General features: G+C 66.9%; 21 protein-coding genes. 14 read left to right on the top strand and 7 right to left on the bottom strand.

All coding sequences use genetic code 11. The features are described 5' to 3' along the window. Positions 1-22 precede the first annotated feature (22 nt). From OXS27_RS06120 to recJ, 8 genes are all read left to right on the top strand, one after another. Positions 23-247: an AbrB/MazE/SpoVT family DNA-binding domain-containing protein gene (locus tag OXS27_RS06120; protein WP_243919684.1), complete on the top strand. Its 225-nt coding sequence runs from the start codon at positions 23-25 to the stop codon at positions 245-247. Beyond that, positions 244-648, top strand: a complete 405-nt coding sequence (locus OXS27_RS06115; RefSeq protein ID WP_267355002.1) for a type II toxin-antitoxin system death-on-curing family toxin — start codon at positions 244-246, stop codon at positions 646-648. The genes OXS27_RS06120 and OXS27_RS06115 overlap by 4 nt, the downstream gene beginning before the upstream one ends. An 85-nt stretch (positions 649-733) precedes the next feature. Next, on the top strand, positions 734-2095 hold the full coding sequence (locus tag OXS27_RS06110; protein WP_267355000.1) for an AarF/ABC1/UbiB kinase family protein: 1362 nt from the start codon (positions 734-736) through the stop codon (positions 2093-2095). Between the two features lie 122 nt (positions 2096-2217). After that, the gene (locus tag OXS27_RS06105) at positions 2218-2511 is read left to right on the top strand and encodes an aa3-type cytochrome c oxidase subunit IV (protein WP_243919592.1); all 294 of its coding nucleotides are present in this window, start codon (positions 2218-2220) and stop codon (positions 2509-2511) included. Positions 2512-2719: 208 nt separating this feature from the next. Then, positions 2720-3943 carry a Re/Si-specific NAD(P)(+) transhydrogenase subunit alpha gene (locus OXS27_RS06100; protein ID WP_267354998.1) on the top strand — a complete coding sequence of 408 codons (1224 nt, stop codon included), beginning with the start codon at positions 2720-2722 and terminating at the stop codon, positions 3941-3943. A gap of 24 nt (positions 3944-3967) precedes the next feature. Next, positions 3968-4423, top strand: a complete 456-nt coding sequence (locus OXS27_RS06095; RefSeq protein ID WP_243919588.1) for a proton-translocating transhydrogenase family protein — start codon at positions 3968-3970, stop codon at positions 4421-4423. A gap of 4 nt (positions 4424-4427) precedes the next feature. Further along, entirely contained in the window at positions 4428-5825 is a 1398-nt protein-coding gene (locus tag OXS27_RS06090; protein ID WP_243919586.1) for an NAD(P)(+) transhydrogenase (Re/Si-specific) subunit beta, read from the top strand. A gap of 121 nt (positions 5826-5946) precedes the next feature. After that, on the top strand, positions 5947-7761 hold the full coding sequence (gene recJ / locus OXS27_RS06085) for a single-stranded-DNA-specific exonuclease RecJ (protein WP_267354995.1): 1815 nt from the start codon (positions 5947-5949) through the stop codon (positions 7759-7761). A gap of 109 nt (positions 7762-7870) precedes the next feature. On the opposite strand, the gene OXS27_RS06080 is transcribed toward recJ, so the two are convergent. The 4 genes from OXS27_RS06080 to OXS27_RS06065 all read right to left on the bottom strand — a co-directional run bounded on the left by OXS27_RS06080 (position 7871) and on the right by OXS27_RS06065 (position 10872). Continuing rightward, positions 7871-8365 carry a CAP domain-containing protein gene (locus OXS27_RS06080; RefSeq protein ID WP_267354993.1) on the bottom strand — a complete coding sequence of 165 codons (495 nt, stop codon included), beginning with the start codon at positions 8363-8365 and terminating at the stop codon, positions 7871-7873. Positions 8366-8485: 120 nt separating this feature from the next. Continuing rightward, the gene (locus tag OXS27_RS06075) at positions 8486-9562 is read right to left on the bottom strand and encodes an HD-GYP domain-containing protein (RefSeq protein ID WP_267355320.1); all 1077 of its coding nucleotides are present in this window, start codon (positions 9560-9562) and stop codon (positions 8486-8488) included. Between the two features lie 126 nt (positions 9563-9688). Further along, on the bottom strand, positions 9689-9841 hold the full coding sequence (locus tag OXS27_RS06070) for a hypothetical protein (RefSeq protein WP_267354991.1): 153 nt from the start codon (positions 9839-9841) through the stop codon (positions 9689-9691). Between the two features lie 338 nt (positions 9842-10179). Then, positions 10180-10872 (bottom strand): GntR family transcriptional regulator, encoded by a 693-nt coding sequence (locus OXS27_RS06065; RefSeq protein WP_243919577.1) that lies wholly within the window; start codon positions 10870-10872, stop codon positions 10180-10182. A 474-nt stretch (positions 10873-11346) separates the two neighbouring features. Between OXS27_RS06065 and oxlT the strand changes: the two genes are divergently transcribed. Continuing rightward, positions 11347-12624 carry an oxalate/formate MFS antiporter gene (oxlT, locus tag OXS27_RS06060; RefSeq protein WP_243919575.1) on the top strand — a complete coding sequence of 426 codons (1278 nt, stop codon included), beginning with the start codon at positions 11347-11349 and terminating at the stop codon, positions 12622-12624. An 88-nt stretch (positions 12625-12712) separates the two neighbouring features. After that, positions 12713-13381, top strand: a complete 669-nt coding sequence (locus tag OXS27_RS06055; protein WP_267354989.1) for a class II aldolase/adducin family protein — start codon at positions 12713-12715, stop codon at positions 13379-13381. A 16-nt stretch (positions 13382-13397) separates the two neighbouring features. Here OXS27_RS06055 and OXS27_RS06050 read toward each other — a convergent pair whose 3' ends face one another. Both OXS27_RS06050 and frc read right to left on the bottom strand, forming a co-directional pair. Then, entirely contained in the window at positions 13398-14330 is a 933-nt protein-coding gene (locus tag OXS27_RS06050; protein WP_243919573.1) for a methionyl-tRNA formyltransferase, read from the bottom strand. 144 nt (positions 14331-14474) lie between these two features. Next, the gene (frc, locus tag OXS27_RS06045) at positions 14475-15752 is read right to left on the bottom strand and encodes a formyl-CoA transferase (RefSeq protein WP_243919572.1); all 1278 of its coding nucleotides are present in this window, start codon (positions 15750-15752) and stop codon (positions 14475-14477) included. Between the two features lie 460 nt (positions 15753-16212). Here frc and OXS27_RS06040 point away from each other — a divergent pair, with 460 nt between their 5' ends. Next, complete coding sequence (locus OXS27_RS06040; RefSeq protein WP_243919571.1) at positions 16213-16497, top strand: hypothetical protein; 285 nt, start codon at positions 16213-16215, stop codon at positions 16495-16497. A 6-nt stretch (positions 16498-16503) separates the two neighbouring features. On the opposite strand, the gene OXS27_RS06035 is transcribed toward OXS27_RS06040, so the two are convergent. Further along, positions 16504-17205, bottom strand: a complete 702-nt coding sequence (locus OXS27_RS06035) for a hypothetical protein (protein ID WP_267354986.1) — start codon at positions 17203-17205, stop codon at positions 16504-16506. Positions 17206-17646: 441 nt separating this feature from the next. Here OXS27_RS06035 and OXS27_RS06030 point away from each other — a divergent pair, with 441 nt between their 5' ends. From OXS27_RS06030 to OXS27_RS06020, 3 genes are read left to right on the top strand one after another with little or no spacing between them, the layout of a single operon-like run. Beyond that, positions 17647-19530 (top strand): MHYT domain-containing protein, encoded by a 1884-nt coding sequence (locus tag OXS27_RS06030; protein ID WP_267354985.1) that lies wholly within the window; start codon positions 17647-17649, stop codon positions 19528-19530. 35 nt (positions 19531-19565) lie between these two features. Continuing rightward, positions 19566-19979, top strand: a complete 414-nt coding sequence (locus OXS27_RS06025) for a response regulator (RefSeq protein WP_267355318.1) — start codon at positions 19566-19568, stop codon at positions 19977-19979. Then, the gene (locus OXS27_RS06020) at positions 19976-21040 is read left to right on the top strand and encodes a response regulator (protein ID WP_243919565.1); all 1065 of its coding nucleotides are present in this window, start codon (positions 19976-19978) and stop codon (positions 21038-21040) included. The genes OXS27_RS06025 and OXS27_RS06020 overlap by 4 nt, the downstream gene beginning before the upstream one ends. The last annotated feature ends 6 nt before the right edge of the window (positions 21041-21046 follow it).

Here is a 21046-nt window from a genome sequence, read left to right as displayed (position 1 = left end):
GTATAACATCCAGGGGTTGATGATGAAGCTCGAAGTCAAGCGTGTCGGCAACTCGACCGGCCTGATCTTGCCGAAGGAACTCCTGGGCCAGCTTAATCTGACCCAGGGCGATTGGCTGTACGTCACAGAGAATGCGGACGGCTCCGTTCGGCTGTCGCCCTACGATCCGGCATTCGAGAAGGGCATGAAAATCGCCGAGAAGGCGATGAAGACTTATCGCAATGCCCTGGCGGAACTCGCAAAATGAGTTTCGGTCAGGAGATCGAGTGGCTCACGAGCGATCTCGTTCAGGCCATTCACGCTCAGCAGCTCCGGCTCTTCGGCGGCCCGCCGGGCTTGCGCGACGAAGGCGCTCTCGAGTCCGCGCTCGGGAGACCAAAGAATCGGGTCGCGTATACCGAAGACGCCGAAAAAATCGATCTCGCCGAATTAGCCGCTGCATACGCGTTCGGCATCGCCAAGAACCATCCGTTCATCGATGGCAACAAGCGAGCCGCACTTTTGGCGCTCGTGACGTTTCTCGGGATGAACGACATCGACTTCGTTGCCGATGAAGCGGAAGCAGTGCTGATGATCCGGGGCCTCGCCGCCGGCGAGATCGACGAAGCCGGTCTCATCCGCTGGATCCGGGACAACTGGCCGGCCTGAGCCCCGCGGCGCAGGGCCCCACGCCCCTGGTGTCCGCCCCGGCGCGGCATATCTGCTTCGTGGCAGCAGACGAGCAGATCGAGACATGGCCGAGATCGACCGCGAAGCCAACCGCTTCTCCGCCCGTGCGGGCCGCTATGCCAGCGTTGGTGCCAATGTCGGGGGCGTCGCCGCCCGGATGGCGATGGCTCGGCTGTTCGGCAAGGAGGGGACCACCAACGCCGCTGCCCTGGCGCAGGCGTTGGGCGGTCTGAAGGGCCCGATCATGAAGGTCGCGCAGTTGCTGGCCACCGTGCCGGATCTGCTGCCGCCTGAATACGCAGCCGAGTTGCAGAAGCTCCAGGCCGATGCACCGCCCATGGGCGCGGCGTTCGTCCGACGCCGGATGCAGTCCGAACTGGGCGCCGGGTGGCAGGACCGCTTCGGCAGCTTCGACCTGAAGCCGGCCGCCGCGGCCTCCCTGGGCCAGGTTCACCGCGCAACCAGCAAGGGCGGCGAGCGGCTAGCCTGCAAGCTGCAATACCCGGACATGCAATCGGCGGTCGAGGCCGATCTGAAGCAGCTCGAGGTCGCGTTCGCGCTCCACCGCCGGATGAATTCCTGGCTCGACACGCGGGAGATCGCGAAGGAGATCGGCGCGCGTGTGCGGGAGGAGCTTGATTACGAGCGCGAGGCCAAGCACGCCGCCCTGTACAGCGCCGTACTCAAGGATATCGCGGCGGTGCGCGTCCCCGAGGTGTTCCCCGAACTCTCGACCAAACGCCTGCTCACGCTCGGATGGCTGGACGGCGACAGGATCCTGGGCTTCGCCGATGAGCCGGTCGAGATCCGCAACCGTATCGCTCAAGCGATGTTCAAGGCGTGGTGGCACCCGTTCAGCCGCGCTGCGGTGATCCATGGCGACCCGCATCTCGGCAATTACACGGTGTTCTCCGAGGGCGGGGAGGCCGCTGGCATCAACCTGCTCGATTATGGCTGCGTGCGCATCTTCCACCCGCGATTCGTCGGCGGCGTGGTGAACCTCTACCGGGGACTGCTGGAGAACGACACGGCGCGCATCGTGCACGCCTACGAGGTTTGGGGCTTCAAGGATCTCGACAAGGAGAAGATCGAGATCCTAAATATCTGGGCTCGCTTCATCTACGGGCCGCTCCTGGAAGACCGCACCCGCACCGTCGCCGACGGCGTGAAGCCGGGTGAGTATGGCCGACGGCAGGCATTCGAGGTTCACCAGGCCCTCAAGGAGCGGGGACCGGTGACCGTCCCGCAGGAATTCGTCTTCATGGACCGCGCCGCCGTTGGTCTTGGCGCCGTCTTTCTCCATTTGCGCTCGGAGCTGAATTACCACAGGTTGTTCGAGGCCGAGATCGAGCACTTCTCGCTGGACGAACTCGCTCAGCGTCAGGAGCAAGCCCTGGCCGCGGTCGGGCTTCCGAAGCCGGCCTGAGACCGCCCGCGATCCCTACCGGGGCGGCGATCAATTGCGTGCGTCCGATTGCGGCAGATAGGCGCTTGAGTTACATCCCACCGTGACCGCAAGAAGTCGCGTCTTAGGGATACGAGCGCACGATGGCTGAGAGTGACACGGTGGCAGGGCACACCTACAGCCCGGCGATGGACGCGAAGACCCACGAGCAGACCTATCGCGGCTTCGTCCGCTTCGTCGAGATCGGCAGCGGAGTCGTTATCTGCTGGGTCCTGGCCCTGGCGATCGGCGGCATTCGCGAAGCGTGGCTCCTGGCCATCCTCAGCGTCATCGCGTCCGGCGCGGCCGGTGCGATCGGTGCGGTGGCCCCGGCGGTCGGATGGCGGGGTCCCCTGGTCGTGGCCATCCTGCTTCTTCTGTACCTCTTCTTCGCCTGAGCATAGGCAGCTCGGTCCGATGGACCGGTCATGCTGTATCGTGACCCGCTCGCGCCGTGCAAAGCGGAATGCTTGTGCACGACGTGCAATTAGATTGAGCACAAGTTACATTCCCACCGTTTTCATCGCAGACTAGAAGCTTAGCATCTCGTAAAGCCGCGCGGGTTCGCGCATTCGGAACGCCGAGCTTGTTCAGGGGAATTCGCGCATGCGTATTGCTGTGCTGTCCGAGACGGACTCCGCGGAACCGCGCGTCGCTGCGGTTCCCGAGACTGTCAAGAAATTCAAGGCGTTGGGCGCCGACGTAGTGGTGCAGTCCGGTGCAGGCACGAAGGCCGGCTTCCTGGACGACGAATATGAGGCCGCCGGCGCGACGGTCGCGGGAACCGCCGAAGACACGGCGCGGGACGCAGACCTCGTTCTCAAGGTCCGTCGGCCGAGCGCCGAGGAGTTGCCGGTCTTCAAGCGCGGCGCCACCGTGGTGGCGATCATGGATCCCTACGGCAACGAAGATGCCCTCAAGGCGATGGCGGAGGCCGGCGTCGCGGGCTTCTCCATGGAGCTGATGCCGCGCATCACCCGGGCCCAGGTGATGGACGTGCTGTCGTCCCAGGCGAACCTCGCGGGCTACCGCGCGGTCGTGGACGGTGCCGCCGAATATGGCCGCGCCATGCCGATGATGATGACCGCAGCCGGCACCGTGCCGGCCGCCCGCGTCTTCGTGATGGGCGTCGGCGTCGCGGGCCTCCAGGCCATCGCCACGGCCCGGCGCATGGGCGCGGTCGTGACCGCGACCGACGTGCGTCCGGCCACCAAGGAGCAGGTCGAATCGCTTGGCGCCAAGTTCGTCGCCGTCGAGGACGACGAGTTCAAGCAGGCCGAGACCGCGGGCGGCTACGCCAAGGAGATGTCGGCCGACTATCAGAAGAAGCAGGCGGAGCTCGTGAAGGGCCATATCGCCAAGCAGGACATCGTGATCACCACCGCGCTGATCCCGGGTCGCCCGGCGCCGAAGCTCGTCTCGGAGGAGATGGTGGCGTCGATGAAGCCGGGTTCGGTCCTGATCGATCTCGCGGTCGAGCGCGGGGGCAACGTCGCCGGCGCCAAGCCGGGCGAGATCGTCACCACCGAGCGCGGCGTGAAAATCGTCGGGCATCTCAACGTGCCGGGGCGGCTCGCCGCTACGGCCTCGAGCCTCTACGCGCGCAATCTCTACGCCTTCGTCGAGACGCTGATCGACAAGGAGTCGAAGGCGCTGAACATCAAGTGGGACGACGAGCTGGTGAAGGCCACGAATCTCACCCGCGACGGCTCGGTGGTGCACGCCTCCTTCCAGTCCAAGACCGATGGGCCCGCCTCGGAAGCCGCGTCCGTGGGCCTCGCCAAGTCCGAGGCCGGCAAGGGTTCCGCCGCCGCCTCGAGCGCGCACTAAGATCTCGTCGCGAGGAGTAGCAGAATGGCAACCGTCATCGTCCCTCCCGACCAAGCGGCCGATCAGGCCCGCGTGCTGGCTGACGCCGCCCGCGCCGCCGCCGCGGTGGCGCAGAACGCCGCCAACCAGGCGCAGTTCATCGCTGACGGCATGGGCCACGGCCTCAGTGCAGCCACTGGTGGCGCGGTCGATCCCACCGTCTTCCGGCTCGCGATCTTCGTGCTGGCGATCTTTGTCGGCTACTACGTGGTCTGGTCGGTGACCCCGGCCCTGCACACGCCCCTGATGTCGGTCACCAACGCGATCTCCTCGGTGATCATCGTCGGCGCGATCCTCGCGGTCGGCGTGCCGCTGATCGAGAAGGGAACCGGGATCGCCCGGTTCTTCGGCTTCATCGGCATCGTGCTTGCCAGCGTGAATATCTTCGGGGGCTTCCTCGTCACGCAGCGCATGCTCAGCATGTACAAGAAGAAGGGCTGAGCTCGTGTCAGAGAACATCTCCTCCCTTCTCTATATCGTCTCCGGCGTCCTGTTCATCATGGCGCTGCGGGGGCTCTCGCACCCCACCACCTCCCGGCAGGGCAACCTGTACGGCATGGTCGGCATGGGGCTCGCCATCCTCACCACCCTGGTCGGGCATCCGCCGGCCGGGTTCGGCGCCTGGATCCTAGTGCTGCTCGGCCTCGGAATCGGTGGTGGCGCCGGCGCAGTGATCGCCAAGCGCGTGTCGATGACCGCCATGCCGCAGCTCGTGGCGGCCTTCCACTCGCTGGTCGGCCTCGCGGCGGTGTTCGTGGCGGCCGGCGCCCTCTACGCGCCGCAGGCCTTCGGCATCATCGAGAACGGCCACTATCACAAACAGTCGCTGTTCGAGATGGGCCTGGGCGTGGCCATTGGCGCCATTACGTTCACGGGTTCGGTGATCGCCTTCGCCAAGCTCGACGGCCGGATGTCCGGCAAGCCGATCATGCTGCCGCAGCGCCACCTGATCAACGCGCTGCTGGCCGCCGGCCTCGTGCTGATGCTCGCGCTGTTCATCGGCACCGAGTCGAAGGTGCTGTTCTGGCTGATCATCCTCGCCTCGCTGGTGCTGGGCGGCCTGATCATCATCCCGATCGGCGGTGCCGACATGCCGGTGGTCGTGTCGATGCTCAACTCCTACTCGGGTTGGGCGGCGGCCGGCATCGGCTTCACCCTCGGCAACCTCGCGCTGATCATCACCGGCTCGCTGGTCGGCTCCTCGGGCGCGATCCTGTCGTACATCATGTGCCACGCGATGAACCGGTCGTTCATCTCGGTCATCCTCGGCGGCTTCGGCGGCGACACCGCCGCAGCTGGTCCTGGTCAGGTCGAGACGCGGCCGGTGAAGCAGGGCTCGGCCGACGATGCGGCCTACATCATGAAGAATGCCGAGCGGGTCATCATCGTCCCGGGCTACGGCATGGCGGTCGCCCAGGCGCAGCACAGCCTCCGCGAGATGGCCGACATGCTGAAGAAGGAGGGCGTCGACGTGAAGTACGCCATCCACCCGGTGGCGGGCCGCATGCCGGGCCACATGAACGTGCTGCTGGCCGAGGCGAACGTGCCCTACGACGAGGTGTTCGAGCTGGAGGACATCAACGGCGAATTCCCGCAGGCGGACGTCGCCTTCGTGATCGGTGCCAACGACGTCACCAACCCGGCGGCCAAGACCGACAAGGCCTCGCCGATCTACGGCATGCCGATCCTCGACGTGGAGCGGGCCAAGACCGTGCTGTTCATCAAGCGCGGCATGGGCTCGGGCTACGCGGGCGTCGAGAATGAGGTGTTCTTCCGCGACAACACCATGATGCTGTTCGGCGACGCCAAGAAGGTGGTCGACCAAATCATCAAGACCTTCTGACCCATCAGGTTCGGCGCGGGTTTTCGGGGCGTGCAGCGATGCGCGCCCCGTTTTTGTTCGCAAGGGCGCTGTTGCGGCAGGGGCAGGGATTTTGCGGCGCAGCCGGTGTAGGTTGCCGCCCGTGTCAACCGTAGCGCTCCTCGCCGATCCGCCAGCCTTCCTGGGTGTGGCTGCCTCCGTGACCGGCCGCCGCTGGCAGGAGCGGTGCACCAGCACGACGGTCCAGAACCAGATCGCCAAGATGGTGCAGGCCCACGGGCTGCCGGAACTGCTGGCCCGCGTCCTTGCTGGCCGTGGGGTGGGACCGGACGAAGCCTCCCGCCACCTTGCCCCGCGCCTGCGCGACCTGATGCCGGACCCCGACACGCTGCTCGATATGGATGCCGCCGTCCGTCGCCTGGTTCGTGCCGTGCGCCGCGGCGAGACGGTGGCGGTGTTCGGCGATTACGATGTCGATGGCGCCGCGAGCGCCGCCTTGCTGGCCGGCTATCTGCGCGGCGTCGGGATCCGGTCGCCGATCCACATCCCCGATCGAATCACCGAAGGGTATGGTCCCAATATTGGTGCAATCACCGCGCTTGCGGCAGATGGGGCGACCCTTCTGGTCTGCGTCGATTGCGGGACGAGCGGTCACGCCCCCCTCGAAGAGGCGGAAAAGTCGGGCCTCGACGTCATCGTCCTCGATCACCACGCTGCCGCCGAGGTGCTGCCACCGGCCCGCGCCGTCGTGAACCCGAACCGCCTCGACGATCTGTCGGGTCTCGGCCATCTTTGCGCAGCCGGCGTGGTTTTCCTGACCCTGGTTGCCCTCAACCGCGCCCTGCGCCGCGAGGGGTTCTTCGGGCCGAACCGGCCCGAGCCGGTCCTGACCGATTCCCTCGACCTCGTGGCCTTGGCGACCGTGGCCGACGTGGTGCCGCTTACCGGCTTGAACCGGGCGTTCGTGAACCAGGGTTTGACCGTGATGCGCCATCGCGGCCGGACCGGCCTCGCCGCGCTGCTCGACGCCGCCTCTTTGAGCGAGCCGCCGGAGGCCTGGCATCTCGGCTACGTGCTCGGGCCGCGCATCAATGCCGGCGGACGGATCGGGGATTCGGGGCTCGGCGCCCGGCTGCTCACCACGGCCAATCCGGAGGAGGCCGCGCGCATCGCCGCCGACCTCGATCATCTGAACCGAGAGCGTCAGGCCATCGAGGCGCAGGCCGTCATGGAGGCCGAAGCCGAAATGGACCACGCCGTGACCCGCGATCCCGCACGCGCCGTGCTGGTGGCGGCGAGCGCCGCTTGGCACCCGGGTGTAGTCGGCCTGATCGCGTCGCGGCTGAAGGAACGGTTCAACCGGCCCGCCTTCGCCTTCGCGCTTCGTCCGGACGGCAGCGCCACCGGCTCAGGTCGCTCGATCCCCGGGGCGGATCTCGGACTCGCCGTGCGCGCCTGCGTGGAGGCCGGGATCGCGCCCAAAGGCGGCGGCCACGCGATGGCGGCCGGCGTGACCGTCCGGGCCGACGACATCCCGCGCTTCGAAGCGCACCTCGCCACGCTCCTGGGGTCGAGCGTCGCCCTGGCGCGCGCGGCCGATGCGCTGCTGATCGATGGGAGCCTCAGCGCCGGCGGCGCCACGGCGGAAACAGTGCGGCTGCTCCAGAAAGCCGGGCCGTTCGGCCAGGGCGCCCCGGAGCCGATCTTCGCCCTAGGCCGCCACCGACTTGTCGACGCGGGCGTGGTCGGATCGAACCATGTCCGCGCGCGTCTGCGCAGTCGCGACGGTCAGGCGGTGGGGGCGATCTGCTTCCGGGCGGCCGAGCGCCCCCTCGGGCTGGCCCTGCTCAACGGTATCGGCCGCGAGATGCACGTGGCCGGCACCCTGTCGTGCGACCGCTGGCGCGGCGCCGAGCGGGCGCAGCTGCGGATCGTCGACCTCGCACCAGCCGATTGATTCGGCGTTAGAGTCGGGCCAGATCGCGTTGCAATCGCGCACGGCTCTCAATCTTTGTATTGACGCTCGCTCTTGCGCCCAACCGGTATACCCTTCGGCGGAGAGCGCTCTAACCCCCGGCCATCACCAAGGCCCAGAATCGCTTGTAGCGCGTGTCCGGCGCATCCACGCGGGCGATGCCGATCCGGCGGATCTGCGGGAGCAGCATATTCTTGTTGTGCTCCGGGCTTGCCTTCCAGCGGGCGAGCACCTGCTCCAGCGTTTCGGAACCCGCGCTCAGATTCTCGGCCGCCCAGGATTTCGCCAGCCCGACCGAGGCCATGCGCGACGTGAAGCTCCCGCCGATCTCGTGGCTGAGCTGGCCGTGGCGGGCATTGTTGCCGGCCTGGAACGCGGCGGCCTTCACCAGCACCGGATCGACCACGACCGGGCTCAACCCGTTCTGGACACGGTAGGCCGAGATCGCCGCCGCGGCCGCGACCTCGTCGAGCACCGCCGTATGGGTGGCGTTCTCGACCGTCGGCTCCGGCATGAATGACAGGCCGCCGCATCCGGTCAGGGTGAGCAGCAGGGCGGCGGCGAGGGGGCGGGTCAGGTTCGGCACGGTCCGGTCGGCAACGCTGAGAGGGAGGGCGCCTCCCTCGGGCCGGCTTGCGGCGAAAGCACGGCGGATGCGGATCGGCCCGGCCCGTTTGTGCGGGACGTGGCCGGGATACCACGGCGCTCAGGCTGCCAGAGCGTTGCTCCCGAGCATGACCGGCGCAAACGCGCGCAGGAGATCCGGGTCGAGGTGACCTTGAGCCTCGACCATGATCGCCAGCGCCTCCGGCCCGCTGGCCGGCTGACGATAAGTCCGCCGCTCGGTCAGCGCCGAGAACACGTCGCAGATGCTCACGATCCGCACGAGATCGCTGATGGCGCCGCCGGCGAGGCGGTCCGGATAGCCCTTTCCGTCGAGGCGCTCGTGGTGATGGCGTACGACGTCGAGGACTTCGGGCTCGAACTCGCCCTGCGCTTTCAGCAGCGTGGCACCGATATCCGGATGACGCTGCATCAACCGGTATTCCTCGGCATTGAGCGGCCCGGGCTTGTTCAGGATGTCGACCGGAATCCGTGACTTGCCAATATCGTGAAGGAGCGCGGCGCGTACCAGACGGTCGAGATCGCCGCGGCTCAAGCCGATCTGGCCCCCGAAGGTCGCCGCATGGCCGGCGACCCCCAGCGTGTGCTGATAGACCCCGATATCGTGACGCCAGACCGCCTCAAGCCAGCCGCCGATCCCGACCTCCGACACCGCGGCCAGGACCAGTTCGGTCCCGCGGTCGATATCGGCTCGCTGGAGCCCGGCGCCGAGCGCGGCGCTGTCGAACAGGTCTGCAACGATCGCGGTGGCGCCGGTGACGTGCTCTCCGAGGCGTCGGGCGCGCGTTTTGGCCGACCGCGTCGCCTCCTCGATCATGGCGAAGGCGTTGGCCAGGACGACCTGACGCGATGTCGTGGCCGGAAGCACACGGAGGTGCGTGGCTGCCGGAAACGATCGCTCGCCACGCCCGAGAACGAGGCGCGGCACAGGCGGCTTCGCCGTGCGATAGGCTGTTTCGAGCGCGACGGCTCGATCCGGTGGCACGTCCAGAATGATGAGATGCGGCCGTTCCGCCGGAAGAGCAGCGTCACCGTCGACGGCCAGGCAGTCCATCACCAGAGCGATGGCCCGTTCCAGGGCGGCTCGCTCCGAAGGCCGATCGGAGATCAGCAGGACGAAGGACTGGTCCGCGTATCGCGTTGCAGAGCCGAGAACCACCACGGTTGCTCCCTCGCCCATTGGGTCAACTGTGCGTTGACCCTAACGGAAAGTTGCGAGGAAAGCGTTAACTCTACGCAGTCAGCGCGCTGTCGGCAAACAACAGTCCAACGCGCGCAATTCTGATCACGCAAGCTTGGCGGATCCGACAGCGCCGCGCGGCCCGGCGGCAACGGTCTCGGACCCGTCCTTGGGGCTCAGGAAATCGGCGAACTTAACCGTCAAGACGGCCTGGCAGATCGCGAACGCTACGAGGATGATGAAGAAGCTGGCGATCATCGTGGAACTCCGGGTCGGCCCTGCGGCTCATGGTGCGACGCAGTAAATGCCATGCCGCCCTGCAATGTGGTATGCCAGATACGGAATGCCGAGCATGCGGCGCATGCATATCACGACGCGCGATAGCCAATTTTTGGCCGTCGCCGGCTGGATCATGCGCATAGCGCTGGGCCGCCCCGCCTCTGCGCAATCGCGCATGCTGCGCCGCGATAATCTTCGTTGGACGTGTCTATAGGTGCCCGTATCGGAGCGAGGGGGACGTCAGATTTTCGTGTCGGTCATTGCTAAGAGCGGCGCGACAGACGGCGTCTAGTTATCACGACGCGGCGGCGATCGCCTCAGTCGAGGTAATCGCCGTAGGTGTCGACGTGCTGCGCGAGGCCGAGACCGTGCTCGCGCACGAGGCGCTCGGCCAGATCGGCATCCCGCGCCTCAAGCGCGGCAATGATGGCGACGTGCTCGCGGATCGAGCGCTCCGCCCGGTCGCCCTGGCGCAGGGCCGTGCTGCGAATCCCGCGTACATGCATCAGCAGATTGCTGGTGAGATCCGCGATGGCTTCGCAATGACCCAGCGCGATGATCCGCTGATGGAAGCGGATATTGGCGTCCGAATACTCGTCGATATGCTCGGACGGCTGGCCCTCGAAGAATTCGGGGAACGCGTCACGCAGGCTCCGCAGCTGGGCCTCCGTCGCACGGGTGCAGGCGAGCCGCGCCGCCATGCTCTCCAGCGCCGTCCAGGCGTGGATCATGCTGACGATCTCGTGCTTATTCTTCTTGATCACGAAGACACCGCGCCGCGCTTCCGAGCGGACGAAGCCTTCCTGCTCAAGCACGGTCAACGCCTCGCGCACGGGCGTGCGACTGACGCCGAGATCCTGCGAGAGCTTGCGCTCATCGAGCCTCACCTCGTCCGGCCGCCCGTAGATATCCATGTTGGTGATAGCCGTCTTTAGCGCCTCGTACGCCAAAGTCCGGAGACTTGAACTGGCAACGATCGGCTTGACGCTCAGCGGTTCGGAGTTCGACATCCCTGGTCCAGCGGCTCACTTGTATGATGGACCGCACGCATTCTCAGTCGTGCGCTTACAAGCGCACTAACCCAAACCTTTTCCAGATCATAGTCGACAGAGGTCGGACCCCACAGACCTGTGACAAGAACAAGCGGTCAGCGTGGCGACGACGCGAAACCCCGCACCGCGACCGGGACGATCAGACCACGTCCGACCCGACAGGGTTAATCCTCGAGCGGCAACCGGTATTTTTATGCATGTTCGATTGACACACGACTGCAAGATAAGCACGGTCCTGCTGGCATACCGTCGACCACCGCAGTCGAAGCTCGGTTGCAGCGAGATTCTTCGTCGTGGAAGACCTCGTTTGATCAACCTTCAAGAATTTTTTGAAGTACGACGATCGCTTTGTTCTGCCACATCATGATCGGGCAGGGCATACAGACAGCTCAAATCAGCCACCAAAAATATAATCAGCGAGGAGGGAAGCGAATGTCCGAGATCCGCACACCTGTGGGGGGCGGCCGATGGCTGCAACTCGCCTTCGGCGTCGTCTGCATGTGCATGATTGCCAACATGCAATACGGCTGGACCTTCTTCGTGAACCCGATGCAGGAGCGTCACGGCTGGGATCGGGCCGCGATCCAGGTGGCCTTCACGCTGTTCGTCGTCACCGAGACCTGGCTTGTGCCGATCGAGGGCTGGTTTGTCGATAAGTACGGCCCGCGGATCGTCACTCTGTTCGGCGGCCTGCTCTGCGGTATTGCCTGGGTGATGAACTCCTACGCCGAGTCGCTGACCATGCTCTACGTCGCCGCCGCGATCGGCGGGACCGGCGCCGGCGCGGTCTACGGCACGTGCGTGGGCAATTCCCTCAAGTGGTTCCCAGACCGCCGCGGCCTCGCTGCCGGCATCACCGCGATGGGCTTCGGCGCGGGCTCGGCTCTGACTGTCGTGCCGATCCAGGCGATGATCAAGTCGCAGGGCTACGAGGCGGCGTTCTTCTACTTCGGCATCGGCCAAGGCGTGATCGTCATGCTGATCGCCCTGTTCCTGCGCTCCCCGATCAAGGGTCAGGTGCCTGACGTCGCCCGGGTCAGCCAGTCGAAGCGCGACTTCAAGCCCGGCGAGATGGTCCGCACCCCGATCTTCTGGGTGATGTACGCGATGTTCGTGATGATGGCGGCCGGCGGCCTGATGGCCACCGCGCAGCTCGGCCCGATCGCCAAGGACTTCAAGATCGCCGACGTGCCGGTCTCGCTGCTGGGCATCACCCTGCCGGCCCTGACCTTCGCGGCCACCCTCGACCGGGTGCTGAACGGCGTCACCCGCCCGTTCTTCGGCTGGGTCTCCGACCATATCGGCCGCGAGAACACGATGTTCATCTCTTTCGCGATCGAGGGTCTGGGCATCTACGCTCTGAGCCAGTTCGGCGAAAACCCGATCGCCTTCGTGCTGCTCACCGGCCTCGTGTTCTTCGCCTGGGGTGAGATCTACTCTCTATTCCCGGCAACCTGCGGCGACACATTCGGCTCGAAATACGCGGCCACCAATGCCGGCCTGCTCTACACGGCCAAGGGCACTGCGGCGCTGATCGTGCCCTATACCAGCGTGCTCACCACGATGACCGGCAGCTGGCACACGGTGTTCCTGGTCGCGGCCGGGTTGAACATCCTCGCGGCGTTCCTGGCCCTGTTCGTGCTCAAGCCGATGCGCGCGGCCTACACCAAGAAGCCCGAGGCGACCCTGGCGCCAGCGCTGGCCCGCTAGCCCACAACGCCCGCACACGGCAGAGCCCGGCGCCTTTACGGCGCCGGGCTTTCTGTTACCCGGGACCGAAATACGCGGGGACCGGGCCATGGACAAAGACGAGCGCAGCGCACGGGAGAGCGTCGTGGCGGCGGCGCGCGAACTCGACGCACAGGGTCTCAACCGCGGCACCTCGGGCAATGTCTCGGTGCGTTTTCGCGATGGACTGTTGATCACGCCCTCAGGCCTGCCCACGGCGCGGATGCGGCCCGAGGATGTCGTGCCCCTGGCGCTCGACGGCACGCACCCGGCAGACCAGAAGCCCTCGTCGGAGTGGCACTTCCACCGGGACATCCTCGCGTCCCGCCCGGATTGCGACGCCGTCGTCCACGCGCACCCGGTCTACTGCACCGCCTTCGCGCTGTGCCGGAGGGAGATCCCCGCGGTCCACTACATGATCGCGGCCTTCGGCGGGCCCAGCGTCCGGTGCGCGCCGTATGCGCCCTATGGCACCGCCGAGCTGTCGGAACTCGCGCTGGCGGCGCTGATCGACCGCAACGTCTGCCTGCTGGCCAATCACGGCATGATCGCCGCCGGGGCGAGCCTGGAGAAGGCCCTCTGGCTCGCCGTCGAACTGGAGACGCTGTGCCACCAATATGTGGTCGCGCTCCAGATCGGCACGCCCGCAATCCTGTCCGACCACGAGATCGGCACGACGGTGGAACGCTTCCGCGGTTATGGGCTGAACGCGACAGGCGGGGCTTCGAAGTCCCGGTAGTGCTTCGGCACGGCCCTCAGCGGCCGAGAACCTGCCCCACGGCGAGGCCGGTTTCCCGGGCATAATCGGCGGCCGAGACCTTCTTGCCGCCCTCCGGCTTGACCTTGCGGATCTCGATCCGGCCGCCCTGCGCGCAGACGCTGAAGCCGTCCTCATCCACGGCGATCACCTCACCGGGCTTGCCCTTGACGTCGCCCAGGCGGCGAACCGGCCGCAGGCTGGAATCGAAGATCTGCAGCTTCTGGCCGTCCCGGGTTGTCCAGGCGCCGGGCGCAGGGTTAGCCGCACGGATCAGGTTGTAGATCTGCTCGGCATGGGCCGACCAGCGGATCTCGGCCTCCGCGGCGCGGAACCAGCCCTCGTAGGTCGCCGCATCCTCGTCCTGGTCGATCTCGACGTGCTGGCCGGCGACCACGAGATCGGCCGCCTCGAGCATCGCGTCGACACCCATCGGGAAGAGGGCTTCGAAATACACATCGCCCAGCGTCGCGTCCGCGCCGATCGGGCAGGTCTTCTGGAGGACCACCGGGCCCTCATCGAGGCCGTCGGTGGGGCGGAAGATGGTCAGGCCGGTCTGGAGCTCGCCCCGGGCGATCGGCCAATTAATCGAAGACGGGCCACGATACCGGGGCAGCAGGCTTGGATGGTACTGGATGGTGCCGTGCTTCGGGATCGTGACGAAGCTCTGCGGCGCGAACTGCAGGACATACGCCATGATGCCGATATCGGCGTCGAGGCCGCGCATGGCTTCCTCGGCCTCCGGGCTCTTGAGGCTCGAAAACTGAAAGACCGGAAGCCCCTTTTCCTCGGCTGCGGTCTTCAGCACATCCGGCTTGGCACCGGGCTTCTCCGGCGCGCAGAATACCCCCGCCACCGTGTCGCCCCGCTTGAGGAACGCCTCCAGGACGGCCTTGCCGAAATCCTGCTGACCGATGAAGGCGATGCGCATGCAATCTCCGGAGCGTCATGGGACCCGCAGCGCGGGCTAGGGGAGGGGATCGACCTCAGCGGCGGGCCAGAGGCCGCACCGCTTCGATCCCCTCCAGTGCGCGATCGTGCTCGAACGCCCGCGGGAAGCGGCGCGTCCGTCAGCTCACTCGGCCGCGATCTTCGGAATCACCCCGATCGCCCCCGAATTGGCGATCTCGCCGACCTCCGCCTCGGAATAGCCGAGCACGCTGCGGAGGATCTCCTCCGTGTGCTCGCCGAGCAGCGGCGACCGCGCGACCTCGCTCGGGCTTGCCGAGAGCTTGATCGGGTTTCCGACCGTCAGGTACTTGCCCCGCGTCGGATGATCGACCTCCACGATGGTGCCGGTCTTCCGAAGGGCCTCGTCCTCGGCGATCTCCTTCATCGACAGGATCGGGCCGCATGGGATGTCGTACTTGTTGAGGGTGTCCATCGCCTCGAACTTCGAGACCTTCATCGTCCACGCCTCGATGCGCGTGAAGATCTCGTTGAGGTGCGGCAGGCGCGCCTTCGGGGTCGCGTAGTTCGGATCGGCCTTCCAGTCGGGCTCGCCGATGATGTCGCAGATCGGCTCCCACACCGCGGCCTGGGTGATGACGTAGATGTAGGCGTTGGGATCCTGCTCCCAGCCCTTGCAGCGCAGGATGCGCCCCGGCTGGCCGCCGCCGGAATCGTTGCCGGCGCGCGGCGTTGCCTCGCCGAAGGGAATGCCCTCGCCGAACTGGCTGTACTCCCGAAGCGGCCCGTGTTCGAGGCGCTGCTGATCGCGCAGCTTCACCCGGCAGAGGTTCAGCACGCCGTCCTGCATGGCGCAGTCGACCTTCTGGCCGAGGCCGCTGTGGGTGCGGTGGAACAGGGCGGTGACGATGCCGAGCGCGAGGTGCAGGCCGGTGCCGGAATCGCCGATCTGTGCGCCGGTGACCATCGGGATGCCGTCGCGGAAACCGGTGGTCGAGGCCGAGCCGCCTGCGCATTGCGCGACGTTCTCGTAGACCTTGCAATCCTCGTAGCGGCCGGGCCCGAAGCCCTTGACCGAGGCCAGGATCATCCGCGGATTGGCCTCATGGATCTTCTCCCAGGTCAGGCCCATCCGGGCGAGTGCGCCGGGCGCGAAGTTCTCGACGAGGACGTCGCACTCCTTGATCAGGCGCCAGAGCACTTCCTTGCCCTTGGCATTCTTCGAATCGAGCGTGATCGAGCGCTTGTTGTGGTTCAGCATCGTGAAATAGAGGCTGTCCACGTCCGGGATATCCTGGAGCTGCTGGCGCGTGGCATCGCCAACCCCTGGCCGCTCGACCTTGATCACGTCGGCGCCGAACCACGCGAGGAGCTGCGTGCAGGTCGGGCCGGATTGAACGTGGGTGAAGTCCAAGATGCGGACGCCTTCGAGGGCCTTTGTCATGATCGGTCTCGGAGTTGAGGACAGTCGTCGGGAATGCGAAGGTCGGCTTTCAGGCCGACCGGGCAGACGGAAGGCGGCAAGCGACCGGCTGTGACACGCGGCACGAACCATCGGGGCAGTCCGGACCCATCCTCGAACGAATCATGTCTGCACTCCCTCCCATAGCGCGGTGTCGTCGTCTTGCGACACCGTCATGCGGACCCCGGTCAGGTTCCGATTGTCTGTATACCACATGCCATCGGCGCGATGCGAGGCCTCTTATGACCGGCGGCACAGTGGCGGGCTACGCATCCTAAGCTGTCCCGGCGCACGGCTCAACGCGCTGTCGTTGATGAAATCGCGGACCGCATCCGACGCCCTCCGACGCCCCTTGGCATCCTTCCGAATGAGGTTCATGATTTCGCCAAAATCGGAGGCCGTCCGGTCAGACGAGAGCCACCATGCGGCAGGAGGGACGCCCATGCTCGCCAGTACAAGCCTGATCAAATCCTCCTGGATTGCGGTCGACGTCGCCCGCGACCGGGCCGAGCGCGTGCTCGTCGTGGAGACCTACATTGCGGTGAGCCCGCTGGAGCCCAATTTCGACGCGGCCCAGTACGAGCGCGTCCTGTGCTGCGTGCAGAAGGTGCTCAAGACCCATCCCGAGATCGATCGGGCTTCGATCTTGAGCATGCATCGCGGCTCCGGCTGCACCGCCCTGTTCCGCGATCCGGCTGGGACAGCGGTTCGACCGGCCGCCGCTTAAGCCGGCTCAGGACGTTCCCTCCGCAGGGTCGCTCGACGAGGCCGGCGGGGTCAGGGCCACGCGGGCCGCGTGGAACCACCAGAGTGGGATGTCCCGATTGGCCTTGGCCAGCTCCGAGGCCCAACCTTCCTTCGGCATGACGTCGGCCCGGTCGGCGAACAGGCGCAACGCGCTCTCGGCCCGCTCTCGTCGGCAGCGCTCGAGGATCACGTCCCGTTCGGCCGCGGCGCGGGCTTCCGTCTGCTCGATCAGACGCCGGGTCGCCAGGTCGTCGGCGTCGAACGCGAAATGCTGCCAGAAACCCTCGGCCTCCCGGGCCACATCACGCTCGCGCTGCATCTGAGCCAGCGCGGCTTCGGCGGTTTCGCGCGCGGCCTCGGCCGCCTCGGCGCGGGTGAGCAGCCGATTGTTCGCTTCCAGCAATTCCCGCTCCCGCTCGGGGGCCATGCGCTGACGCCGAAGCACGCGCAGCTCCTCCCCGGCGGCGGCATGTTCCGCCGCGTCCGCGAGCACCCGGGCGAGGGGACCTGCCGCCAGCGCATCGATGCGCCCGAGATAACGCTGCCGTAGGCCCGGATGATCGACATCGAGGGCCGTGTCGTCCCACGCGGGAAGGTCCGGCTGATCGCCACGGTCCCACGTGTAAAGGGTGCGCGCCAAGGAACTGCGCAGATCGTCCGGAAACGGCGCCGTGGCGTGTTCGTACATGGACCTGCATTCGCGACGGGCGATCGGCCCAACCTACAACGCGGTTGAGCGCCGGGAGAGACCATCCGGGGGTCGGCCGCATGAATTTTTCTTCGCCGCGTCATTGTTGCGATTGAACACCCGCTCCGAGAGGCGTCCATCGGGGATCAGGGCGGGAATTGTATGAAAGGTGCCAATCCGGCTCGACCGTGCGCCGCATCATCGATACCTGTGCAGATCTTGACGGACATGGATCGGCTGATCGGACAACGAAGGTCGTGCTTTCGGCCGATGCATCATCTCATGGCGCGATGCCGCATTCGGCCGACGGCCCCAGCAGCTCAAGAAGCAGAAGCCGTTACACGCGACCGTCCGCGGAGCGCGCCGCGTTTCTGAGCGTGTGGCGTGCCTCGCAACCGCGGGTTACATCGGACCCCGCTCCCGACGCGCGTCACCGCACCCATGATCCATACGGGCTACAACCCGGCGCTCGTCGCCCTGTCGATCGGCCTCGCGATCTTCGCGTCCTACTCGGCCCTCGATCTCGGTGCGCGTATCCGCGGACCGTCCACCGGACCCCGCTGGGCCTGGGTGGCGGGATCGGCCCTCGCGATGGGCGGCGGAATCTGGTCGATGCATTTCGTCGGCATGCTGGCCTTCGACATGGGCATGGCCGCCGCCTACGACCTCGGCCTGACCTTGCTCTCGCTCCTCATCGCCGTGGTGGTGACCGGTCTAGCCTTCACATGGGTCGCCTACCGGGGCGAGGGCCTGGCGTCGATCCTCGTCGCCGGGCCGCTGATGGGCCTCGGCGTGGCCGCGATGCACTATGCCGGCATGGCCGCGCTGCGGATCCCCGGTGATCTCGCCTACGACCCCGCCATCGTCGCGGTCTCGGTGGCGATCGCGGTGAGCGCCGCGACCATCGCCCTGTGGCTCGCTTTCCGGAACCACGGCGTCGGGCAGAAGCTGCTTGCGGCCGTCATCATGGGGCTCGCCGTCGCCGGGATGCACTACACCGGCATGGCGGCGGCGACCTTCACGGCGGAGGCGGAAGGTGCCCCCCACGCCCATATCGCCATGCTGGCGCCGGGGCAGCAGAACCTCGCGCTCTCCGTGGCCGGGGCGACCTTCTTCATCCTGTTCCTGGCGATGCTGGGTGCGTCCCTCGATCAGCAGCGGATCCAGCGGGATCTGCAGGCCAGCGAAGCGCGGTTCCGGGCCGCGGTCCAGGCCGTCCGGGGCGTGCTGTGGACCAACGATGCCACCGGCCGGATGATCGGCGAGCAGCCGGGCTGGAGCGCCATGACCGGCCAGACCCGCGATCAGTATCAGGGCTACGGCTGGGCCGAGGTGGTCCATCCGGAGGATGCCCGGGCGACGTTGGACGCCTGGAACGAGACCGTCAGGGCCCGGCGCACCTTCATCCACGAGCACCGGGTGCGCATGGTGGACGGGCAATGGCGCCACTTCGCGATCAGGGCCATTCCCGTACTCGAAGCAAGCGGCGAGATCCGCGAATGGGTCGGCGTCCACACCGACATTACCGAGCAGCGGGAGGCCGAGGCCGAGCTCCGGGAATCGAACCAGGAAATCCAGCGCTACGCCTACATCGTCAGTCACGATCTGCGGGCGCCGCTCGTCAACGTCATGGGCTTCACGAGCGAGCTGGAAGCGACGCGGCACGAGGTACGAGCCGCCCTGACCGGACACCCACAGGCGGAGCGGATCGACACGGATTTCGGTGAGGCGCTCAGCTTCATCAAATCCGCGGTGAACCGGATGGAGGGTCTGATCGCCGCGATCCTGAAGCTGTCCCGCGAGGGTCGGCGTCAGTTCCAGCCGGAACGGCTCGACATGACGGCCCTGATCCAACACCTGGCGGACGCGCACAGACACCAAGCCGAGGCGGCACGCGCTGTCGTGACGATCACCCCCGACCTGCCGTCGATCGTCGCCGACCGGCTCGCGATCGAGCAGATCTTCGGCAACCTGCTCGACAACGCCATCAAATATCTGGATCCAGCCCGGCCTGGGCAGGTCATGGTCACGGCTCAGTCGGCCGGCCCGCGGGGCATCTGCTTCTCGGTCACCGACAACGGTCGCGGCATCGCGGAGCGGGATCACGCCCGCGTCTTTGAACTATTCCGGCGCTCCGGCGCGCAGGATCGGCCCGGCGAGGGAATCGGCCTGGCCCACGTGAAGGCGCTGGTCCGAAGCTTCGGCGGCCGGATCGAGATCCGTTCGCAACTCGGCGTGGGCACGACGTTCAGCGTGACGTTGCCGCGCGGCGCGTCTACAGCTGTCGATCAGGTATCCAAACCGGCGCCGCTTGAAGCCGCATGAGCGTGTAGCGACCCGTGCATCCCGTCAGCATCGTGATGATCGAGGATGACGAGGGGCACGCGCGGCTGATCGAGCGCAACATCCGTCGTGCCGGCGTCAACAACGAGATCGTGCCGTTCCAGGATGGGACCTCGGCCCTGTCCTACCTGCTCGGACCGGACGGATCCGGCGAGGCCAGCGCCCGGCGCCACCTCCTGATCCTGCTCGACCTCAACCTGCCGGACATGACCGGACTCGACATCCTCGAGAAGGTGAAGGCGAACCCGCACACCCGACGCTCCCCGGTGGTGGTACTCACCACCACCGACGACAGCCGTGAGATCCAGCGCTGCTACGATCTCGGCGCCAACGTCTACATCACGAAGCCAGTGAACTACGAGGGCTTCGCCAACGCGATCCGCCAGCTCGGGCTGTTCTTCTCGGTGATGGAGGTTCCTCAGAACCCATGACCGCGGACCAAGCCGGCGCGGACGGCGCCACTCCGGTGGCGCGGATTCTCTACATCGACGACGACCCGGGCCTCGGCCGTCTGGTCCGACGCGCGCTGGAGGCACGCGGCTACGCCGTGGAACTCTGCACATGCGGCGCCGACGGGCTGGCCCGGCTAGCGGAGGGCGCGATCGACGCGGTGGCGCTCGACCATCACATGCCCGGCCAGACGGGGCTCGACCTGTTGCCGGCAATTCGCGCGCTGCCGCATGCGCCGCCGGTCATCTACGTGACAGGATCGGAGGATTCGCGCGTCGCCGTGGCCGCCCTGAAGGCGGGTGCGGTCGATTACGTCTGGAAGGACGTGCAGGGCCAGTTCCGCGAGTTGCTCGGCGAGGCCGTCGACACCGCGCTTCGGCAGGAGGCGCTGCGCCGCGACAAGGAGCGGGCCGAGGATGAGATGCGCGAGGCCCGCGACCGGGCCGAGCTGATGCTGCGCGAGGTCAACCACCGCGTCGCCAACTCCCTCGCCCTGGTCGCCGCCCTGGCGCACATGCAGCGCAACGCCGTGACCGACCCGGCCGCCAAGGCCGCGCTCGACGAGATGCAGGCGCGGATCTCGGCCATCGCCGGCATCCACCGCCGGCTCTACACATCGGACGATGTCGAGTCCGTCGCGCTGGATGCCTATCTCGGCAGCCTGATCGAGGAGTTGCAGGCCGCCATGCGGGCGAGCGGGCGGGATCACGCGATCCGGCTGCGAGCCGAGCCGGTTCATCTCACCCCCGACAAGGCCGTCTCGGTCGGCGTCGTGGTCACCGAACTCGTCACCAACGCCTACAAGTACGCGTATCCTCCGGGCACGTCCGGCGAGATCCGGGTCGCGGTGGACCGGGATGGGGCCGATACGGTCCGCCTTGCGGTCGAGGATGACGGTGTCGGCTGGACCGGCGAGGGCGAGATCCGCGGCACCGGACTCGGGTCGCGCATCGTGCGCGCCATGGCGACGAACCTGCGCTCGGCGCTGTCCTATGTCCCGGGCGGGAAGGGCACCCGCGCCGTGCTGGCGTTCCGGGCGTAGGCCGCG

This window comes from Methylobacterium sp. GC_Met_3, from assembly GCF_026540775.1.
Taxonomy (GTDB): Bacteria; Pseudomonadota; Alphaproteobacteria; order Rhizobiales; family Beijerinckiaceae; genus Methylobacterium.
This window is presented reverse-complemented; position numbering and strand designations above follow the sequence as displayed.